The sequence below is a fragment of the Nitrospira sp. genome (genome assembly GCA_029194665.1).
Classification (GTDB): domain Bacteria; phylum Nitrospirota; class Nitrospiria; order Nitrospirales; family Nitrospiraceae; genus Nitrospira_D.
Map to the genome: position 1 here is coordinate 54689 of JARFXO010000003.1, position 16350 is coordinate 71038.

Consider the following 16350-nt stretch of genomic DNA (forward strand, 5'->3'; position numbering starts at 1 on the left):
GGTAGGCGCCGCGCGCGCGCGAGCTGGAGCAGGCTGGGATCACACGCATGCAGATTGCGCGGCTGGTGTCGGCGGGAAAGCTGCAACGGATCGGGCGCGGGCTGTATGCGCCGGCGGACTATCAGGGGACCGAACACAGCGCACTCGTTACCGTGGCAAAGCGAGCGCCTAACGTCGTGTTCTGCCTGCTCACCGCGCTGCGCTTCCACGAGATTACGACGCAATCGCCGTTCGAGGTGTGGATCGCCATCGCGAACAAAGATCATCCACCCCGCCTCGACTATCCGCCGCTGCGGACCGTGCGCTTTTCCGAAGCCTCGCTGCGGTACGGTGTGGATGTGAGAAAAGCGGAAGGTGTGGCGCTGCGGATTACCAGCCCGGCGAAGACGGTGGCGGATTGTTTCAAATTCCGGAACAAGGTCGGGCTCGACGTCGCGCTCGATGCGCTCAGGGAAGTGTTGCGCGAACGAAAGGCGACGGCCGACGAGCTGTGGCTCTGCGCGAAGGTGAACCGTGTTGCCAATGTGATGCGCCCGTACCTGGAGGCGACCGCGTGAAGGCAGACCTTGCCGCCTCCATCCATGCGCGGCTTTCCTCCCGCGCGAAGGCGCGCGGCGAGATCTTCCAGGAGGTGCTTACCCGTTACGGCATCGAGCGCTTCCTCTACCGGCTTTCCTGCACCCCCGCACGCGACAGGCTGTGGCTCAAGGGCGCACTGCTCTTCGACTTGTGGTTCGACGTACCGCATCGACCGACGCGCGATGCGGATTTCCTGGGGTTCGAACCGGCGGATCAAGACGCGTTGGAATCCATGGTTCGCGAGGCGTGCGCGATCGACGTGCCGGACGGCATGAGCTATGAGCCGGCTTCGATGCGGGTCCGTGAGATCCGGGAAGATGCGCGCTACGTAGGATTACGGGTCACGCTCACGGGCAGGTTGAAGAATGCCCGCTGTCCGGTGCAGCTCGACGTTGGCTATGGCGACGCGGTCACACCGGGGCCGGAAGAGGCGCTGTATCCGACGCTGCTCGATGATCTCCCCGCGCCGCGATTGAAGGTGTATCCGCGCGAGACGGTGATTGCAGAAAAGCTTGAGGCGATCGCAACTCTCGGCATAGCCAACAGCCGGATGAAAGATTATTTTGATCTGCTGGCGCTTGCGCGCGGAGGTGCCATCGACCCGCGCGTTCTGTCCGAGGCGATTCGTGCAACGTTCGAAAGGCGTCGCACGTCGTTACCGGCGAGCATGTTGTTGGGGCTGGAGGATCAGTTCGCCCATGACAAGGTCAAGCAGGCTCAGTGGAACGCATTTCTCGCTAAGAATCGTCTGGAAGGACCGCCCCTGGAAGTCGTGGTGCGCGAAGTGCGCGCGTTTCTCCAGGTGCCGCTCAGCCAGGCATCGAAGCTACCGGAGATGCGATGACTGCATTCACCGAGTCCGTTGTCGAAGATGCAGCCCTCAGCTGGTTCGAAGTGCTGGGCTACCGGGTGCTGCACGGGCCGGACATCGCCGCGGGTGAACCCGCCGCGGAGCGCAGCGACCCGAACTACCGCGATGTGGTGCTGGAAGGCCGCCTGCGCCAGGCTCTGGTGCGCCTTAACCCCGACCTGCCGTCCGAGGCGCTGGAAGATGCATTCCGTAAACTCACGCGCATGGATGCGTCCTTACTCGTGGAGCGTAACCGCGCAGTGCATCGACTGTTGGTCGATGGGATCACTGTTGAGTATCGCCGCAAGGACCTGCCTGCGCCGCGCCCAGGCCATTTTTTCGTCTATGCAATCCGCTGCACCGATGAAAGCATCTATATCGGCCAGACGGAAAATCTAGAGCAACGTTGGCATCAGCACCTTGCCGGCACTGCCGCAGATCATACACGCAAACACAGGCCCGTCCATCTGGAGCACTACGAAGAGCATGCATCGCGCAAAGCCGCTGTGGAGCGTGAGAAATGGCTCAAGACCGGTTACGGTCGTACATGGCTGAAGAGAGAGATCGCTGCTGGGCGGACGCGGCAGGCAGGCGGCTCGATTGCCGGGGCTCAGGCCCGGGTCATCGACTTCGACAGGCCCGACAACAACGACTGGCTCGCCGTGAATCAGTTCACGGTGTCAGAAGGTCAGCATACAAGACGGCCGGACGTGGTGCTGTTCGTGAATGGGCTGCCGCTGGCGGTGATCGAGCTCAAGAACCCAGCGGACGAAGACGCCACGATTTGGAGTGCCTATCAGCAGCTCCAAACCTATCAAGCACAGATTCCCTCCTTCTTCTCTACCAATGCAGCGCTGATCATTTCTGATGGAGTGCAGTCTCGCATTGGGACTCTTGGGGCTGGGAAGGAATGGTTTAAGCCCTGGCGAACGATTGCGGGGGGTCAGGACGCGGCTCCCACGATGTCTGAGCTGCAAGTGGTCCTGGAGGGAGTCTTTGAAAAACGACGGTTTCTGGACCTTGTGCGCCATTTTATCGTCTTCGAGGACGAGGGCCAGGGAAAGCTCACTAAGAAGATGGCGGGCTATCACCAGTTCCACGCGGTGAATGTGGCGGTCGAGGAAACCTTGCGGGCTGCTCGACATGCGGCAGAGCATCGAGCTGCTGAGCCGTTAGGTCAATACCAGTCTGGGCATCAGCCAGGTGGTGAACCTGGGGATCGAGGGGTTGGTGTGGTCTGGCACACACAGGGATCGGGGAAGAGCCTGACGATGGCCTTCTATGCGGGGCGAGTCATCCTCCATCCGACGATGGCGAACCCCACCATCGTGGTGCTCACCGATCGCAATGACCTAGACGATCAACTCTTCGGCACCTTCGCTCGGTGCCGCGACCTGCTCCGGCAGGACCCAGTTCAGGCAACCGACCGGGCTGACTTGCGCGCAAAGTTGAGCGTGGCTTCTGGAGGCGTGGTGTTTACCACCATTCAGAAGTTCATGCCGCCTTCGGCGGCACCCTCACCCCAGCCCTCTCCCAGTGGGAGAGGAGGGAGCGAAGCGGAGGGTGAGGGAGACTGGCGCATGCCAGTCTTGTCTGATCGACGCAACATCGTCGTGATCGCGGATGAAGCCTATCGGAGCCAGTATGACTTCATCGATGGCTTTGCCCGCCATATGCGGGATGCGCTACCGAATGCTTCGTTCATCGGTTTCACCGGAACGCCGATCGAGAAGACCGATGCCAACACCAGAGCGGTCTTTGGCGACTACATCAGCATCTACGATATCCAGCGGGCGGTCATCGATAAGGCGACCGTTCCCATCTACTACGAGAGCCGGCTTGCGAAGCTCGAACTGAAGGCGTCCGAGCGGCCAAAGATCGACCCCAAGTTTGAAGAGGCGACCGAGGGGGAAGAAGTCGAACGCAAGGAGAAGCTCAAAACCAAGTGGGCGCAGCTGGAAGCAGTGGTGGGGTCGGAGAATCGGATCAAATTGATCGCGCGGGACCTCGTGGATCACTTCGAAGACCGCCTTGGGGCGATGGATGGGAAGGCGATGGTGGTCTGTATGAGCCGACGGATTTGCGTGGAGCTCTATCGAGAGATCGCTGCCCTGCGTCCACGATGGCATGCCGATGCGGATGACCAAGGATCGATGAAGGTGATCATGACCGGCTCGGCGTCCGATCCGATCGAATGGCAGGGCCATATCCGGAATAAAAAACGCCGAGAAGACATGGCGCTCCGGTTCCGTGCTCCCAAGGACCCGTTCAGGCTCGTCATCGTTCGTGACATGTGGCTGACTGGTTTTGACGCGCCGAGTCTCCATACGATGTACATCGATAAGCCGATGCGTGGGCATGGGCTGATGCAGACCATTGCGCGAGTGAATCGCGTGTTCAAGGATAAGCCTGGTGGATTGGTCGTGGACTACCTTGGCCTTGCCGACGAACTGAAACAAGCTCTTGCGACCTACACAGAAAGCGGTGGGACGGGGAAGACGGCGATTGACCAGGCAGAGGCTGTCGCGGTGATGCTGGAGAAGTATGAAATCTGTCGAGGCCTCTTCGGTTCATACAACACGCCTGCCGGCCTAGTGAGGGCGTTTGACTGGTCGCTCTGGATGACCGGCAAGCCGCAAGAGCGGCTCCTGCTGCGCAAGAGCATATTTTGAAGCAGCCAGATGGTAAGACACGGCTCCTCCGTGCCGTGACGGAGCTTTCGCAGGCCTTTGTGTTAGCCGTGCCACATGAGGAGTCCTTCCGGATTCGGGATGATGTCGGATTCTTCCAGGCTGTGCGTGCGGTGCTGGCGAAGAGCACACCGGGCGAGCAGAGGACTGATGAAGAGCTCGACCATGCCATTCGCCAGATCATTTCAAAGGCCGTGGTGTCCGACAAGATCGTAGACATCTTTGCTGCTGCCGGGCTCAAGAAGCCGGATCTCTCTATCCTCTCTGATGAGTTTCTCGCCGAAGTGCGCGGCATGCCGCAGAAGAACTTAGCTGTCGAACTGTTACGGAAGTTGCTAAGCAGAGAAATCAAGGTGCGATCTCGCAAGAATGTGGTGCAGGCAAAGTCCTTTGCAGAAATGTTGGAGCAGGTGGTGAGGAAGTATCAGAACCGAGCAATTGAGGCCGCGCAGGTGATCGAGGAAATGATCGGCTTGGCCAAGGATATGCGGCGAGCCCATGAACGAGGGGAACGGCTTGGTCTGTCCGAGGAAGAGATGGCGTTTTATGATGCGCTCGAAACCAACGACAGTGCAGTAAAGATACTTGGGGATGAGACGCTACGGGCCATCGCGCGCGAAGTGGCTGAAGCGGTGCGTAAAAATGTGACGATCGACTGGACGGTTCGGGAGAACGTCCGCGCTCAGCTGCGCGTCATTGGGAAACGTATTCTCCGCAAGTATGGATATCCGCCGGATAAGCAAGAAAAGGCGACGCAGACTGTACTGGAACAGGCAGAGGTGTTGTGCGGCGAAGTGGTGGCATGAGAGTGGCTGTCGTTATTTGTCGGGAAGGCGGCCTGCGTTGAAGATTATCCGTTCTGTTTCGGGTGTTCCCATTCGCCTCACTCCTGAGCGGTTTGGCCATATTGCCGCGCGCCATCCTGAAATGGCAGATCAACAAGACCGCATTCTGGAAACAGTGAATCAGCCGGACTACGTTCAAGAAGGGGACAGCGAGACGCTGATTGCGGTAAAGTCGTATCCGAAAACGCCGCTGTCCCAGAAAGCTTGTGCTGTCATGTATCGAGAATTGAGCGATGGTGATGGTTTTGTGGTAACCGCGTATTTCACAAGTCGTCCAGCCGTCTGGAGGAGGATCATATGGAAGCTGTGAAGGTGTTCGAACGAAAAGATGTGCCTCTGGATTGGGACTACAATGACGACGCCGATACGCTCTACCTGAGCTTCGGCAAGCCGAAGGCCGCCGTGGGCCTTGATATCAGGGAAGGGGTCGTCGTTCGATACGATGAGCAAGCCAAGGAGGTCGTGGGGCTGACGATCGTCGGCGTTGGACGCCGGTTGGAAGAATATGTGAAGAATAAGCCGTGAGGGGCTAGGCGGCAGAGACATGACCGATCAACGCTCTCTGGATGAAGCGACATTGCAGGCAGTGGTGCAGCGGACAATCCAAAGGGGTCGGATACCCATGTCTGACGAAGTACACTCGAGGTCGTAAGACCATACGCATGCAAGGCCACTTGTTTTGTCCACATTGAGCCTGCCTCTGTTCTGTTAATCCCTCGGCACATTCGCTACAATGCCGACATTGTGAAACCGGCGGCCGTCGATGCGGTGGATTGCATGAGGAAAGAAAGGGGACGTGATGCAGCGAGAGTATGGGCCGCTGGTGCAGGAGTTTCTTCGATTGCTGCGAGAGGAGTTCAGCGGTCAGGTGCGGTCGATGTTGGTATTCGTCCCGGTGGGGCGTGACACGCCGGCTCCAGCAGCGGCCGCGCTGTCGGCACCATCATCATCGGCGTAATAGGTAGGAGAGTTTCAAGGAAAGATTAGCCGACTGCGTCAGCAAAAAACATTGCCCAGGATCATCGTCATCAGTTAGGGAGGTGTCTGATGGTTGCATCGTCCCGTGTCGTATTGCTCATCATGGTGGCCCTGCTGGTCGGATGTGCCTCGACCAAGCAAGCGAGGTCGATGGAACAATCAGGCTTTCTTGGCGATCTGTACCCACTGATGCAGAAAGGCAAGGAGGGAGAGGCGCTACTGGTGTACAAGAGCCCGCGCGTGGCTCTCATCCCACGCGGGACGTACAAGAAGATGCTCTTGGAACCGGTGACCATGTGGGGGCCACCGGCTGAGGAGCATAAGACCGCTCCACAGAAGGAGCTCCAGGCGGTGGCTGATATGTTGTACGGCCTGATGTACGAGAGTTTGTCGAAAGATTACGAGATGGTTTCCGTGCCGGGGCCGAATACCCTGCGCATTCAGGCGGCCATCACGCGGGCTGATCAGTCGTATGTCGTCCTGCGCGCCGTGTCCACGATCCCCGCTCCGATGAATTACCTTGCCGCTGCCTCGTTCCTGAAGGACCTAGGGACCGGAAAGCCGCTCTTCGTTGGGGAGGCCAGCATTGAGGGGAAGATTGTGGATGCTCAAACGGGAGAAGTACTTGGCGCTTCCGCCGACCGGCGAGTCGGCAAGCGGCATCTAGATGCTCATTCATTCGACTCCTGGGACGATGTTCATCAAACCTTGGCGTTTTGGGCGGAGCAGCTCCGGTACCGGCTGTGCAAAGAGCGTGAACGCGGGGAATCCCACTGCACGCCGCCGAAGGAGTGAGGGATGGGTTAGCCGCCACATCAGTCAGATCGTCCACAGCGTTACCGAGTCAGCAATGGCGATCGCACGAAAACCGGCGTCGAGCGCGAGGGCAGGTTACAATTTGACCTTACGGCAGCAAATCGGCGACGACGACTGTAGCTGTGGTGGCGGCGAGCGGAGCGATGCGGTCGGAAGGAGCGAGCTTCTGGGATGACCCGTACACACTTGCTTGGCCGGGAACAACCACCGGATCTCGGTACACTTCCAGACAACGTTCGGCGAGGTTGACGATCCAGTATTCTCGGATGCCGGCGCGGGCGTAAATGGCGCGTTCGCGGTCTCGGTCCAATGAAATGGTGGTATCGGACACTTCGACGACAAGCAACGCCGACCGTGGGTGTTCGTCTCGGTAGTCGTCAGGCGTTCCAGAAACGACCGCCAGGTCCGGTTCCGGTTCTGAATCAGGGTCGACGATGAGCGGCATTTGCACTCGCACCCACACGTTGGATCCGAAGAGCCGTTCGAGGGCCCGTTCTGTTTTTCCGATGGCTGATGCCTGTGGACTGTTTTGGGGAGTCATCGTGAGGATATCACCCTCAATTAATTGGACGCGATCATCCTGACTGAAAATCCCCACCTCAGCCATACGGTCGTATTCCAGGCGGGTCCAGCGCTTCGTTTGTATAACGGGGGCGACCATCATTGCCTCGCATCGGCTGAGCTGAGTGTAACAAACCACCAGGCTGGTCACAAGCGATCGACCTGTCTAGCAAGATAGTTGTGGGATAGGATTGAAAATGGGCGGGCTTCAGGGATACAAAGGACGGCTGAACGATTACCACATTGAGGCGCAAGGAACATGGATATTGAAATCGGCTCCAATCTCTACCGCAATTCTAACGGCACCATTGAAGTCGAAGGTGTGCCGCAAATCCAACTGGCTCGACATTCTTCAACCGGGAATCTCCTGGTGACGTTTGCACTGTTTGACGCGAACGGCCGAATGCTGGCGAAGGTGGTGGACAGCACCATGATGTTCAACGAACGGCGCGCCTATGAATTAACGAAGACGAACCAAAGCGTGGCGATGAAAGAATCTGAGTCCGGCAAAATTCTTCTTCATGTCGAAGTGAAGGCCTCCGACGTGGTGTCTTTGTCGCGAGGAGAGTTTCATACGATGAAAGGCCGCCTGCTGCATGTGTCGCCGACGGAGTGGAAGCTTGACAAGCAGCAGAGGAGCGGGCTTACTCAAGATGCCGACGGAGGCGTTGTGTCTATCGGTTAGGCGAAGACGCCTGCGCGGTCGTTGTCGGCACCACGACCAGGTCCCCGTTTTTCATATCCACCGACGCCGTTTCGCCATCCCGCAACTCTCCCTTGACCAGCAATCGTGCGATCGGTGTGTCCAATTCCTGCTGAATGAGGCGCTTGAGGGGCCGTGCTCCATAGACCGGATCGTAACCACGTTCCCCCAGGTGCCTGAGCGAGGCTGGGCTGAGTGTCAGGGTGATCCGCCGTTCAGCCAATCGATTGCGGAGACGCTCCAGCTGAATGTCCGCGATCTTGATCAAGTGTTCGGTGCCGAGTGGATGGAACACCACGAGTTCATCGACCCGGTTCAAGAACTCAGGGCGAAAATGTTGGCGCAGTTCGCCCATGACGACCGTTCTGACCTCCTCATACGACGCGCCCCGTTGTTGCGCTTCGAGAATGTGCGGGCTGCCGATGTTGGACGTCATGATCAACACGGTATTCTTGAAGTCGACCGTGCGGCCTTGTGAATCGGTGAGTCGTCCATCGTCCAGCACTTGCAATAGAACATTGAAGACATCGTGGTGCGCCTTTTCGATCTCATCGAACAAGATCACCGAAAATGGGCGCCGTCGAACAGCTTCGGTGAGTTGCCCTCCCTCTTCGTACCCGATGTAGCCGGGAGGCGCGCCGATGAGGCGGGCGACCGTGTGCTTTTCCATATATTCTGACATGTCGATTCTGATCAGGTTTCCTTCGTCGTCGAACAAAATTGCGGCCAACGCACGGGCCAATTCTGTTTTCCCGACACCGGTTGGGCCGAGGAACAGAAATGAACCGATCGGACGATTGGGATCTTTGATTCCCGACCTGGCACGAAGCACCGCGTCCGCGACGGCTCGCACGCCTTCATCTTGGCCCACGACACGTTGATGCAACAGTTCCTCGAGTTTCAACAGTTTGTCGGTTTCCCCTTCGAGCAAACGGGAGACGGGAATACCGGTCCACCGACTGACCACGGCGGCAATCTCGTCTTCATCCACCTCTTCCTTCAGGAGTCTTGTCTCGTCCTGTTTTTCCCCTAACTGCTGTTGTTCCAGTTCCAACTCCCGCTCGAGTCGAGGCAGGTCTCCGTACCGCAGCTCAGCCACCCGATTGAGGTCATAAGCCCGTTCGGCTTGATCGATCTTCAGTTTGACCTCTTCGATCGCCTCACGGGTTTTGCGAAGGCGTGCGACGGAGGTCTTTTCCGATTCCCACCTGGTTTTCAGGGCCTGCAGGTCGCGTTGCTTTTCGTTCAGCTCGGTCTCGATAGCGGCCAAGCGGGCGATGCTCGCCGGGTCCGTTTCTTTTTTCAAGGCTTCCCGTTCAATTTCCAGCTGAAGCACCTTGCGTGAGACCTCATCCAGCTCAGCCGGAAGGCTGTCGATTTCCGTCCTGAGCCGCGCGGCGGCCTCATCGACCAAGTCGATGGCTTTATCCGGAAGAAACCGATCGGAAATGTAGCGATGCGACAATTTCGCCGCCGCGACCAGGGCGCTATCCTTGATCCGCACGCCATGGTGGACTTCATACCGCTCTTTGAGGCCGCGCAAAATGGAAATGGTGTTCTCCACGGACGGCTGGTCAACCAGGACCGTCTGGAAGCGACGTTCCAAAGCGGCATCTTTTTCGATGTGTTTCCGGTACTCGTCGAGCGTCGTGGCGCCGATGAGGTGCAATTCGCCCCTCGCCAGCATCGGCTTCAACAGGTTGGCCGCGTCCATCGCGCCTTCGGCCGCCCCGGCCCCGACGACCGTATGCAATTCGTCGATGAACAGCAGAATCTGACCTTGGGAGGATTGAATTTCTTTTAATACCGCTTTGAGCCGCTCTTCGAACTCACCGCGAAACTTGGCTCCGGCGACAAGCGAGCCCATGTCCAATGCGAAGAGCTTCTTCTGTTTGAGACTTTCGGGAACATCCCCTTTGACGATACGAATTGCCAGCCCTTCCACGATCGCGGTTTTTCCGACCCCCGGTTCGCCGATGAGCACCGGGTTGTTCTTCGTTCGACGTGAGAGAATCTGAATCACACGCCTGATTTCGTCGTCACGACCGATGACGGGGTCGAGCTTGCCTTGTCCGGCCAATTGAGTTAGATCACGCCCGTATTTCACCAGCGACTGGTAGGTACTTTCCGGATCCTGACTGGTGACGCGCTGATTGCCGCGCACCTGTTGCAATCCGGACAAGAGACGGTCTCTGGTGAGTCCCAGTTTCTTGAGCACTCCTCCTTCTTGAACCATGGCCAATAGCACATGCTCGACGCTGAGAAAGTCGTCCTTGAGCGATTTCTGTTCGTCCTCCGCACGGTTGAGGACCTGAGTCAGACGGGTGGCGATGTGCATTTGACCGGGAGCCGCCCCGGAACCTTGCACTTGCGGCAGCTTTGCCAGGGCTTGTTCGACCGCTTGCCGAACCGCAGGTAGGGCAAGACCGGCCCCTTCGAGCAGCGCCGGGGTCGTTCCACCTTCCTGGTCGAGCAGCGCCAACAGCACGTGCTCGACATCGATGCCCTGATGGCTTCTTCGCTGCGCATGGGCAGAGGCGGACTGGAGTGCCTCTTGCAACTTGATCGTCATTCGGTTCATGTCCATGGTGACTCACTCCTGAAGAGATACGTGTTGATGAAACATGTGATAATCATCAGGTCGGGGCAAGTCAACCAAGAATCCATGGAATCCATTTTTCCGTTTCCATGCGCGACTAGTTCTTGACCTCTGGCTCAATCCCGATTAGGGTACGCAGCGGCATGGTCAACCTTGTTTCAGCCACGCTTCAGCTGTACCGGCATGTCCTGTATGCGACGGGGCGTTCGTTCGCTCGAAGCTGGCTGACCGTGGTGGCGCTCATTGTATTCGCCATCCTGTTTTTGGGAACCTCACGGATCGCCGCTCCATTCGGAATAGGAGGCGGGTTCATACTCGGCATCGTCAACGCGTTGTTGGTGGGCGCGACTCTCCGGCTGATCGAGCAGTCTCTCAGTGGAGCGAGGTCCATTCAACTCAGGGATGTGACCGAGAGCTTCGGGCATTATTTCTGGGACGTGATCGGCGTGGGATTCGTGCTGTGGCTGCCGACGATGCTGCTCGATATGGGGATGCAAGCGAATCCATACGGGCAGTTTCTCTTGTCGGCGTTTCTGCTTCTGGTCTTCATCCTCTTGAATCCGGCGCCGGAGGTGATTTATCAAGTCCGCCATGATTCAACGCTCAACGTGTTCAAGACTTCCTATGAGTTTGTGTTGGAGCATTGGGTCGAGTGGTTCCTCCCCTTCGCGATTCTCATCTTGCCGGTGGTGCTTTCGCCGAGCGGGCTGCAGGAATTTTTTACGCTGTCCGGCCGTGTGGGTCGGGGAGCGGGCCTCGACTTTTTCCAAATCCTCATGCTGCCGCTCACCGCGATCGGGGGGTGGTTATCCTATGTGGGCTTGGATTCCGAAGGGCAAGGGATTATTCTGCTACTCCTGACTCCGCCTGTGGCCATGGCGATTTTGCTGTTTCGCGGCCACCTTTTTGCCTCGCTTCATGGGTCCTCCAGACGGCAACGTCTATTTTCTCACCAGTTTGGTGCCAGGCAGTAGGGGTGAAGTCAGGATAGGCTGTCACCACGACTTGGTTCATTACTTGTACACCTGTATCAGTTTGAGACGCTTCTTAGGCCGTTGATAGGCCCTGGCTTGTGATCGGACATGAAATAGTGTATGGGTTAGCCTACACGTGAGCTTGTTCCTTCACTTATGTGGCGTGGAGAAGGTACAGACTCGTGGAACTTTCGATCTTTTGGCGGTTGGTGATGACCTCCCTCGTCATTATTACGGTCATGGGAGGAGTCAATATTTACGCCCTCCTTCAGCTTCGGCAGTTGACGGCAATGAGTACCCAGATGACGTCCTACCATTATCCAGCTGCTGAATCTGCGAAGAGACTGTTGGCTTCGCTCTATGCTCAATTGAATAGTGAAAAGAAATATCTTGCAACCAGAGATCACACCTTTCTGACGAGTCTGACCGAGGAGGTGGATGAGTTTAAGCGCAGTCTTCAATTGCTACGGGATCAGGAAAGCTCTCCGCAGGGGCTGAAGCTGCTCCAAGAGACAGACGAGCTGCTGAAGGAGCAGCTGAAGCTGTTTCAGGATGAATCGCAGATCGCCAAGGGGAAGATTCGTCAGCCTACTCCCGAGTACGAAAACCGACGCGATAGTCTGATGGATCGGATGTCTGCTTCGATTCAGGGCTACGTCGATTTACACGAGGCTCGAGTGAATGTCGGGGTGACGGAATCCCGAGCAAGCGCCGCCCAAGCGGAGGCCGTCACCGAGCAACTTGTCCTGGTGGCGCTGGTATTCGGGTTGGGGCTTGCCGGTATTGCCAGCTATACGATTTTGCGTCCGCTCCGGCAGCTGCAGGGGCACATCAAACAGATCGGGCAAGGAAACCTCGGGGCATCCCTTCAAATCAAAGCTCCTGCGGAGTTGCGCGAGTTGGTTGATACCGTGAATTGGATGGGCAAAAAGCTGCAGGACATAGACGATATGAAAACGGAGTTCCTCGCGCACGTGTCTCACGAATTGCGTACCCCCATGGCCTCCATTCAAGAAGGCACGCACCTCCTGCTCGATGAGATTCCAGGTCCGCTGGTACAGGAGCAGCGAACAATCCTTCGGATTATGGCCGACAGCAGCAAGCGGCTGATCCATCTGATTTCCACGATTCTGGATTTATCAAAAATGGAAGCCGGGATGATGGAGTATCGCATTGTCCCGGTGGAACTCCACCGAATCGCCGAAATCTCCATGAACAAGGTGCGTCTGTTGGCGGACTCCAAACATGTGCAACTTATGCTGGATAGCATCGGGGAACGGACGTGGGTCAAGGCTGATGCCTCCCGCTTGGAACAAGTGCTCGACAATTTACTGTCAAACGCTCTGAAATTCAGCCCTGAGGGGGGTGTGGTGAAGGTTCAGATGAAGCCAGACTCACAAGCCGGTGCCCTCGAGGTGGCTGTTTCCGATACGGGACCTGGGATCGCCGCAGAGGACCTCCCCCATGTGTTCGAGCGTTTTGTTCAAGGCCGCATGAAGGCGAGGCATACGGAAGGGAGCGGATTGGGGTTGGCATTGGTGAAGAACGTCGTTGAAGCTCACGGTGGGAGAATTTGGATTGAAAGTGAGAAAGGCAAGGGGGCGACTGTACGGTTTATCCTACGGTTGGCAAGGCCGGAGAAGGTAGGACAAGTGTGACCAGAAGAGCGATGTCGCTGACAAGAGCCTCCATTATCATCATCAGTTCTATCTACTTGTTGACAGGCTGTGCGGCCTGGACAACGCCACCACCCCGTTCTCATCCCTACTTTTTTGTGGAGTCTCGCGATCTCGAAGTTTTTCAGACGCTTGCAAAGAAGCAAGAAGGTGTGGCCTCAAAATGTGGAACATCGAACTCCTGCGACCATGTGTATTTTACGCGGGCATTACTCGGGCTCTATGAAAGTCGCGAAGTGGCTGAAAAATATTTTGAAAAAGTCGTGGCCGTCGCTCCACAGAGCCAACTGGCGGAGTCGAGTAAGGCTTGGCTTCAGTTGCTGCATGAACCTTCTACTCCCGGACCTAAATCCTGGCCGGAAGCGGTGCTTACAGCACCAGCCCTCGCGAAGGCTAGTTCATCCTCAGCGCTCGTTGCAGATCGCCTGGTGCGAGATTTGCTTGGTCAACAGAGGGCCATTCAACAAATTCGCTCATCGAAGGACGGCGATTCTCAGACCGTTGAAGTATTGCAACGTGAACTCGCCCAACGAGATCAAAAGATTGGGACGTTATCGTCGAAGAAAGATTCGGCCACGAAAGATTCAGCCATTACGGTTCAAAATCTGCAAAAACAGCTTGCAGAGCGGGATAGAAAGATTGAGGAGCTGTCTACGCAACTTGAGGCGCTGAAACGAATTGATCAGGAGATGCGGGAAAAGGTGCGCCCGATACGTCCGCCATTGCCCACCGTTCCGGTTCCCGGCCATGAAACGACACCGTAACGATTCTTAGAAGGGATGGTGCTTATGGAGCAAGAAAACATTCTCGTAGTCGACGATGATGAGGGGCTGTTGCATTTGTTGAAAATGCGGCTGTCCGCGATGGGGTTTGGTGTCACACCTTGTACCACGGGGAAGGACGCGGTCGGAGAGGCGAAGAAAACGATGTTTGATTTAGCGATCACCGATCTGCGTCTTCGCGGGGAAGATGGGTTGGACGTGACCGAAGAACTACTCAGAAGCCATCCGGGTCTTCCGGTCATCATCCTGACGGCGCATGGGAGCATTCCAAATGCTGTCGAGGCGATGCAACGAGGAGCTTTCGGGTACCTAACGAAGCCGTTTGATGACAAAGAGCTGAAAGCCACGATTGAGAAAGCGCTCGCGCAACAGCGAATGGGCCGAGAGATTCAGCGGCTCAAGTCGCTGGTCAAAGAGCTGTACGGACTCGAAAATGTCGTGGCGCGGAGTCCGGCGATGCAACGGCTCTTCCAGCAAATCGCGCAAGTAGCCGATTCAGATGCGACGATTTTGCTGTTCGGCGAAACCGGAACCGGCAAAGAGGTGATGGCGCGCGTCATCCATACGAACAGTCGGCGTGGGAAGGGGCCTTTTGTGGCGGTCAACTGCGCCGCCATACCCGAAACGCTGTTCGAGAGCGAGTTGTTCGGGCATGTGAAGGGCGCCTTCACGAGCGCCCTTGGCGCGAAGCGCGGATTGTTTCAATTGGCCAACGGGGGCACGCTGTTCCTCGACGAGATCGGGGAGATGCCGTTGTCCATGCAGGTCAAATTGTTGCGTGCCGTACAGGAACGAGAGGTTCGAGAAGTGGGGTCGGAGACCTCGGTCAAGGTGGACGTTCGCATCATTGCAGCGACCAATAAGGACCTCGGCGAGGCGGTGAAGAACGGGACGTTCCGTAATGATCTCTACTATCGAATCTCAGTGGTTCCTCTGTTCATTCCACCCCTGCGGGAGCGGCGGGACGATATCCCGTTGTTGGCTCAACACTTCCTCAAGCTCAGCGTGAAGCGGGCCAACAAGGAGGTGAAGGGATTCACCCCCGCCGCGCTTCATCGGCTTATGGTCAATTCCTGGCCGGGCAACGTGCGCGAGTTGGAAAACGTAGTTGAAAAGGCCGTGGTGATGTCGCGGCAAGATATGCTCACGCCGGATTTGCTGCCGGCGGTCACTGTGGCCCCAGATTCGCCCCTCAAGCCGCTGACAGAGGCCAAAGAAGATTTCGAGCGGACCTATTTGAAAAATGTTCTCCAATTGACGAGCGGAAATATCTCTCGTGCTGCACAGTTCGCCGGGCGGTACCGAGCCGACTTCTACAAGATGCTAAGGAAATATGGTCTTCATCCGTCGACCACGAAAGGTGGAAAGCCGGATTCGGAGATAGATGAGCTCGAAAGCGAAGCGAATATGACCGAGGCGAACCGATAGATCCCGGCCCCTTCGAGCTGGGAAGCAGTATAGGTAGAATAATGAAGGAGCTGCGTCTCAGGTGACGCGGTCCTTTGTGTTTCGGACAGCCCCGTGCCTGCCCCCCATCTCCTATAAGTCTGTGGCCCGGGTCCGTCGTGCCGTGCCTTTTCCATTGTACTCCCACTCTTGGAGCACTTAGGAGATCGATCGCTGGCGTTACGTTCCAGAGAGAAAGGAGAGGTAGGTATGCCGCGAGAGGGAACAGACATGATTGTGCAGGCCGGAGCGTTGATCTTGGCCGTGGTCGCCGGACTATCATCCTCGTTGGTTTTCGCTGAGGGAGGGGCGCGCCGTGACGTGGTCCGTCAGGCAGCCGAATCGACCGAGGCTGAACGGGCCGCACCGTCGTCTTTGTCAAAACACGCAACGATCATAAGCCGCGATGGGCGCGTGGTTCGCAGAGGCGGTAATGGATGGACCTGCATGCCCGACAATCCTGAGACGCCGGGCACGGATCCGATTTGCATGAACGAACCTTGGCTCACCTTCATGGAGGCGAAGCAGAACAAGCAGGATCCTGTCATTACCCAAGTCGGCATTGCCTATATGTTGCAAGGTGACAGGCCGGCGAGCAATACGGACCCCTATGCCGGTGAGTCGAAGCCCGGAGATGATTGGGTGGAAGGACTCGGTGCGCATCTGATGATTCTCTTGCCGGATCGGCAGATGTTGAAAAATGTGCCGACTGATTCAAAAAACGGTGGACCGTGGGTCATGTGGGCCGGAACGCCCTATGCCCATTTAATGATTCCGATCGATAGCTATCCATCACAGTAGGGCGGGATGAGGTTCCCTATTCGGCTTGTAGCACAGGAACGGGATGTAGC

General features: G+C 57.0%; 16 protein-coding genes. 14 read left to right on the top strand and 2 right to left on the bottom strand.

The genetic code is table 11. The features are described 5' to 3' along the window. Positions 1 to 23 precede the first annotated feature (23 nt). The 8 genes from P0119_09710 (at position 24) to P0119_09745 (ending at position 6737) form a co-directional block, all read left to right on the top strand. Positions 24 to 557 (top strand): type IV toxin-antitoxin system AbiEi family antitoxin domain-containing protein, encoded by a 534-nt coding sequence (locus tag P0119_09710; protein MDF0666328.1) that lies wholly within the window; start codon positions 24 to 26, stop codon positions 555 to 557. Further along, entirely contained in the window at positions 554 to 1423 is an 870-nt protein-coding gene (locus P0119_09715; GenBank protein MDF0666329.1) for a nucleotidyl transferase AbiEii/AbiGii toxin family protein, read from the top strand. The genes P0119_09710 and P0119_09715 overlap by 4 nt, the downstream gene beginning before the upstream one ends. Beyond that, positions 1420 to 4101, top strand: a complete 2682-nt coding sequence (locus P0119_09720) for an HsdR family type I site-specific deoxyribonuclease (protein MDF0666330.1) — start codon at positions 1420 to 1422, stop codon at positions 4099 to 4101. Before P0119_09715 ends, P0119_09720 begins: the two co-directional genes overlap by 4 nt. After that, positions 4098 to 4925, top strand: coding sequence for a DUF3387 domain-containing protein (locus P0119_09725; GenBank protein MDF0666331.1), 828 nt, complete (start codon positions 4098 to 4100; stop codon positions 4923 to 4925). The genes P0119_09720 and P0119_09725 overlap by 4 nt, the downstream gene beginning before the upstream one ends. Before the next feature lie 37 nt (positions 4926 to 4962). After that, a complete protein-coding gene (locus P0119_09730; GenBank protein ID MDF0666332.1) occupies positions 4963 to 5274 on the top strand; it encodes a hypothetical protein in 312 nt (103 codons plus the stop codon). Continuing rightward, positions 5262 to 5489 (top strand): DUF2283 domain-containing protein, encoded by a 228-nt coding sequence (locus tag P0119_09735; protein ID MDF0666333.1) that lies wholly within the window; start codon positions 5262 to 5264, stop codon positions 5487 to 5489. Before P0119_09730 ends, P0119_09735 begins: the two co-directional genes overlap by 13 nt. 271 nt (positions 5490 to 5760) lie before the next feature. Beyond that, positions 5761 to 5922 (top strand): hypothetical protein, encoded by a 162-nt coding sequence (locus P0119_09740; protein ID MDF0666334.1) that lies wholly within the window; start codon positions 5761 to 5763, stop codon positions 5920 to 5922. A gap of 89 nt (positions 5923 to 6011) precedes the next feature. Next, positions 6012 to 6737, top strand: coding sequence for a DUF3313 domain-containing protein (locus tag P0119_09745; GenBank protein MDF0666335.1), 726 nt, complete (start codon positions 6012 to 6014; stop codon positions 6735 to 6737). A 109-nt stretch (positions 6738 to 6846) separates the two neighbouring features. Here P0119_09745 and P0119_09750 read toward each other — a convergent pair whose 3' ends face one another. After that, positions 6847 to 7422: a Uma2 family endonuclease gene (locus P0119_09750; protein ID MDF0666336.1), complete on the bottom strand. Its 576-nt coding sequence runs from the start codon at positions 7420 to 7422 to the stop codon at positions 6847 to 6849. A 156-nt stretch (positions 7423 to 7578) separates the two neighbouring features. Here P0119_09750 and P0119_09755 point away from each other — a divergent pair, with 156 nt between their 5' ends. Further along, on the top strand, positions 7579 to 8004 hold the full coding sequence (locus tag P0119_09755) for a hypothetical protein (GenBank protein ID MDF0666337.1): 426 nt from the start codon (positions 7579 to 7581) through the stop codon (positions 8002 to 8004). On the opposite strand, the gene clpB is transcribed toward P0119_09755, so the two are convergent. Further along, positions 7994 to 10609, bottom strand: coding sequence for an ATP-dependent chaperone ClpB (gene clpB, locus P0119_09760; GenBank protein MDF0666338.1), 2616 nt, complete (start codon positions 10607 to 10609; stop codon positions 7994 to 7996). The genes P0119_09755 and clpB overlap by 11 nt on opposite strands. A gap of 155 nt (positions 10610 to 10764) precedes the next feature. Between clpB and P0119_09765 the strand changes: the two genes are divergently transcribed. The 5 genes from P0119_09765 to P0119_09785 all read left to right on the top strand — a co-directional run bounded on the left by P0119_09765 (position 10765) and on the right by P0119_09785 (position 16300). After that, positions 10765 to 11595 carry a hypothetical protein gene (locus P0119_09765; protein MDF0666339.1) on the top strand — a complete coding sequence of 277 codons (831 nt, stop codon included), beginning with the start codon at positions 10765 to 10767 and terminating at the stop codon, positions 11593 to 11595. 182 nt (positions 11596 to 11777) lie between these two features. Beyond that, positions 11778 to 13253 carry an ATP-binding protein gene (locus tag P0119_09770; GenBank protein MDF0666340.1) on the top strand — a complete coding sequence of 492 codons (1476 nt, stop codon included), beginning with the start codon at positions 11778 to 11780 and terminating at the stop codon, positions 13251 to 13253. A gap of 11 nt (positions 13254 to 13264) precedes the next feature. Beyond that, positions 13265 to 14035 (top strand): hypothetical protein, encoded by a 771-nt coding sequence (locus tag P0119_09775; protein MDF0666341.1) that lies wholly within the window; start codon positions 13265 to 13267, stop codon positions 14033 to 14035. 24 nt (positions 14036 to 14059) lie between these two features. Continuing rightward, a complete protein-coding gene (locus P0119_09780; GenBank protein MDF0666342.1) occupies positions 14060 to 15481 on the top strand; it encodes a sigma-54 dependent transcriptional regulator in 1422 nt (473 codons plus the stop codon). A gap of 228 nt (positions 15482 to 15709) precedes the next feature. After that, positions 15710 to 16300 (top strand): hypothetical protein, encoded by a 591-nt coding sequence (locus P0119_09785; GenBank protein MDF0666343.1) that lies wholly within the window; start codon positions 15710 to 15712, stop codon positions 16298 to 16300. The last annotated feature ends 50 nt before the right edge of the window (positions 16301 to 16350 follow it).

Bases quoted from the DNA above. Each gene is read 5' to 3' on its own strand.
- P0119_09720 (MDF0666330.1), top strand. From the start codon at position 1,420: ATGACTGCATTCACCGAGTCCGTTGTCGAAGATGCAGCCCTCAGCTGG.
- P0119_09735 (MDF0666333.1), top strand. From the start codon at position 5,262: ATGGAAGCTGTGAAGGTGTTCGAACGAAAAGATGTGCCTCTGGATTGG.
- P0119_09745 (MDF0666335.1), top strand. From the start codon at position 6,012: ATGGTTGCATCGTCCCGTGTCGTATTGCTCATCATGGTGGCCCTGCTG.
- P0119_09750 (MDF0666336.1), bottom strand. From the start codon at position 7,422: ATGATGGTCGCCCCCGTTATACAAACGAAGCGCTGGACCCGCCTGGAA.
- P0119_09755 (MDF0666337.1), top strand. From the start codon at position 7,579: ATGGATATTGAAATCGGCTCCAATCTCTACCGCAATTCTAACGGCACC.
- clpB (MDF0666338.1), bottom strand. From the start codon at position 10,609: ATGGACATGAACCGAATGACGATCAAGTTGCAAGAGGCACTCCAGTCC.
- P0119_09765 (MDF0666339.1), top strand. From the start codon at position 10,765: ATGGTCAACCTTGTTTCAGCCACGCTTCAGCTGTACCGGCATGTCCTG.
- P0119_09775 (MDF0666341.1), top strand. From the start codon at position 13,265: ATGTCGCTGACAAGAGCCTCCATTATCATCATCAGTTCTATCTACTTG.
- P0119_09780 (MDF0666342.1), top strand. From the start codon at position 14,060: ATGGAGCAAGAAAACATTCTCGTAGTCGACGATGATGAGGGGCTGTTG.
- P0119_09785 (MDF0666343.1), top strand. From the start codon at position 15,710: ATGCCGCGAGAGGGAACAGACATGATTGTGCAGGCCGGAGCGTTGATC.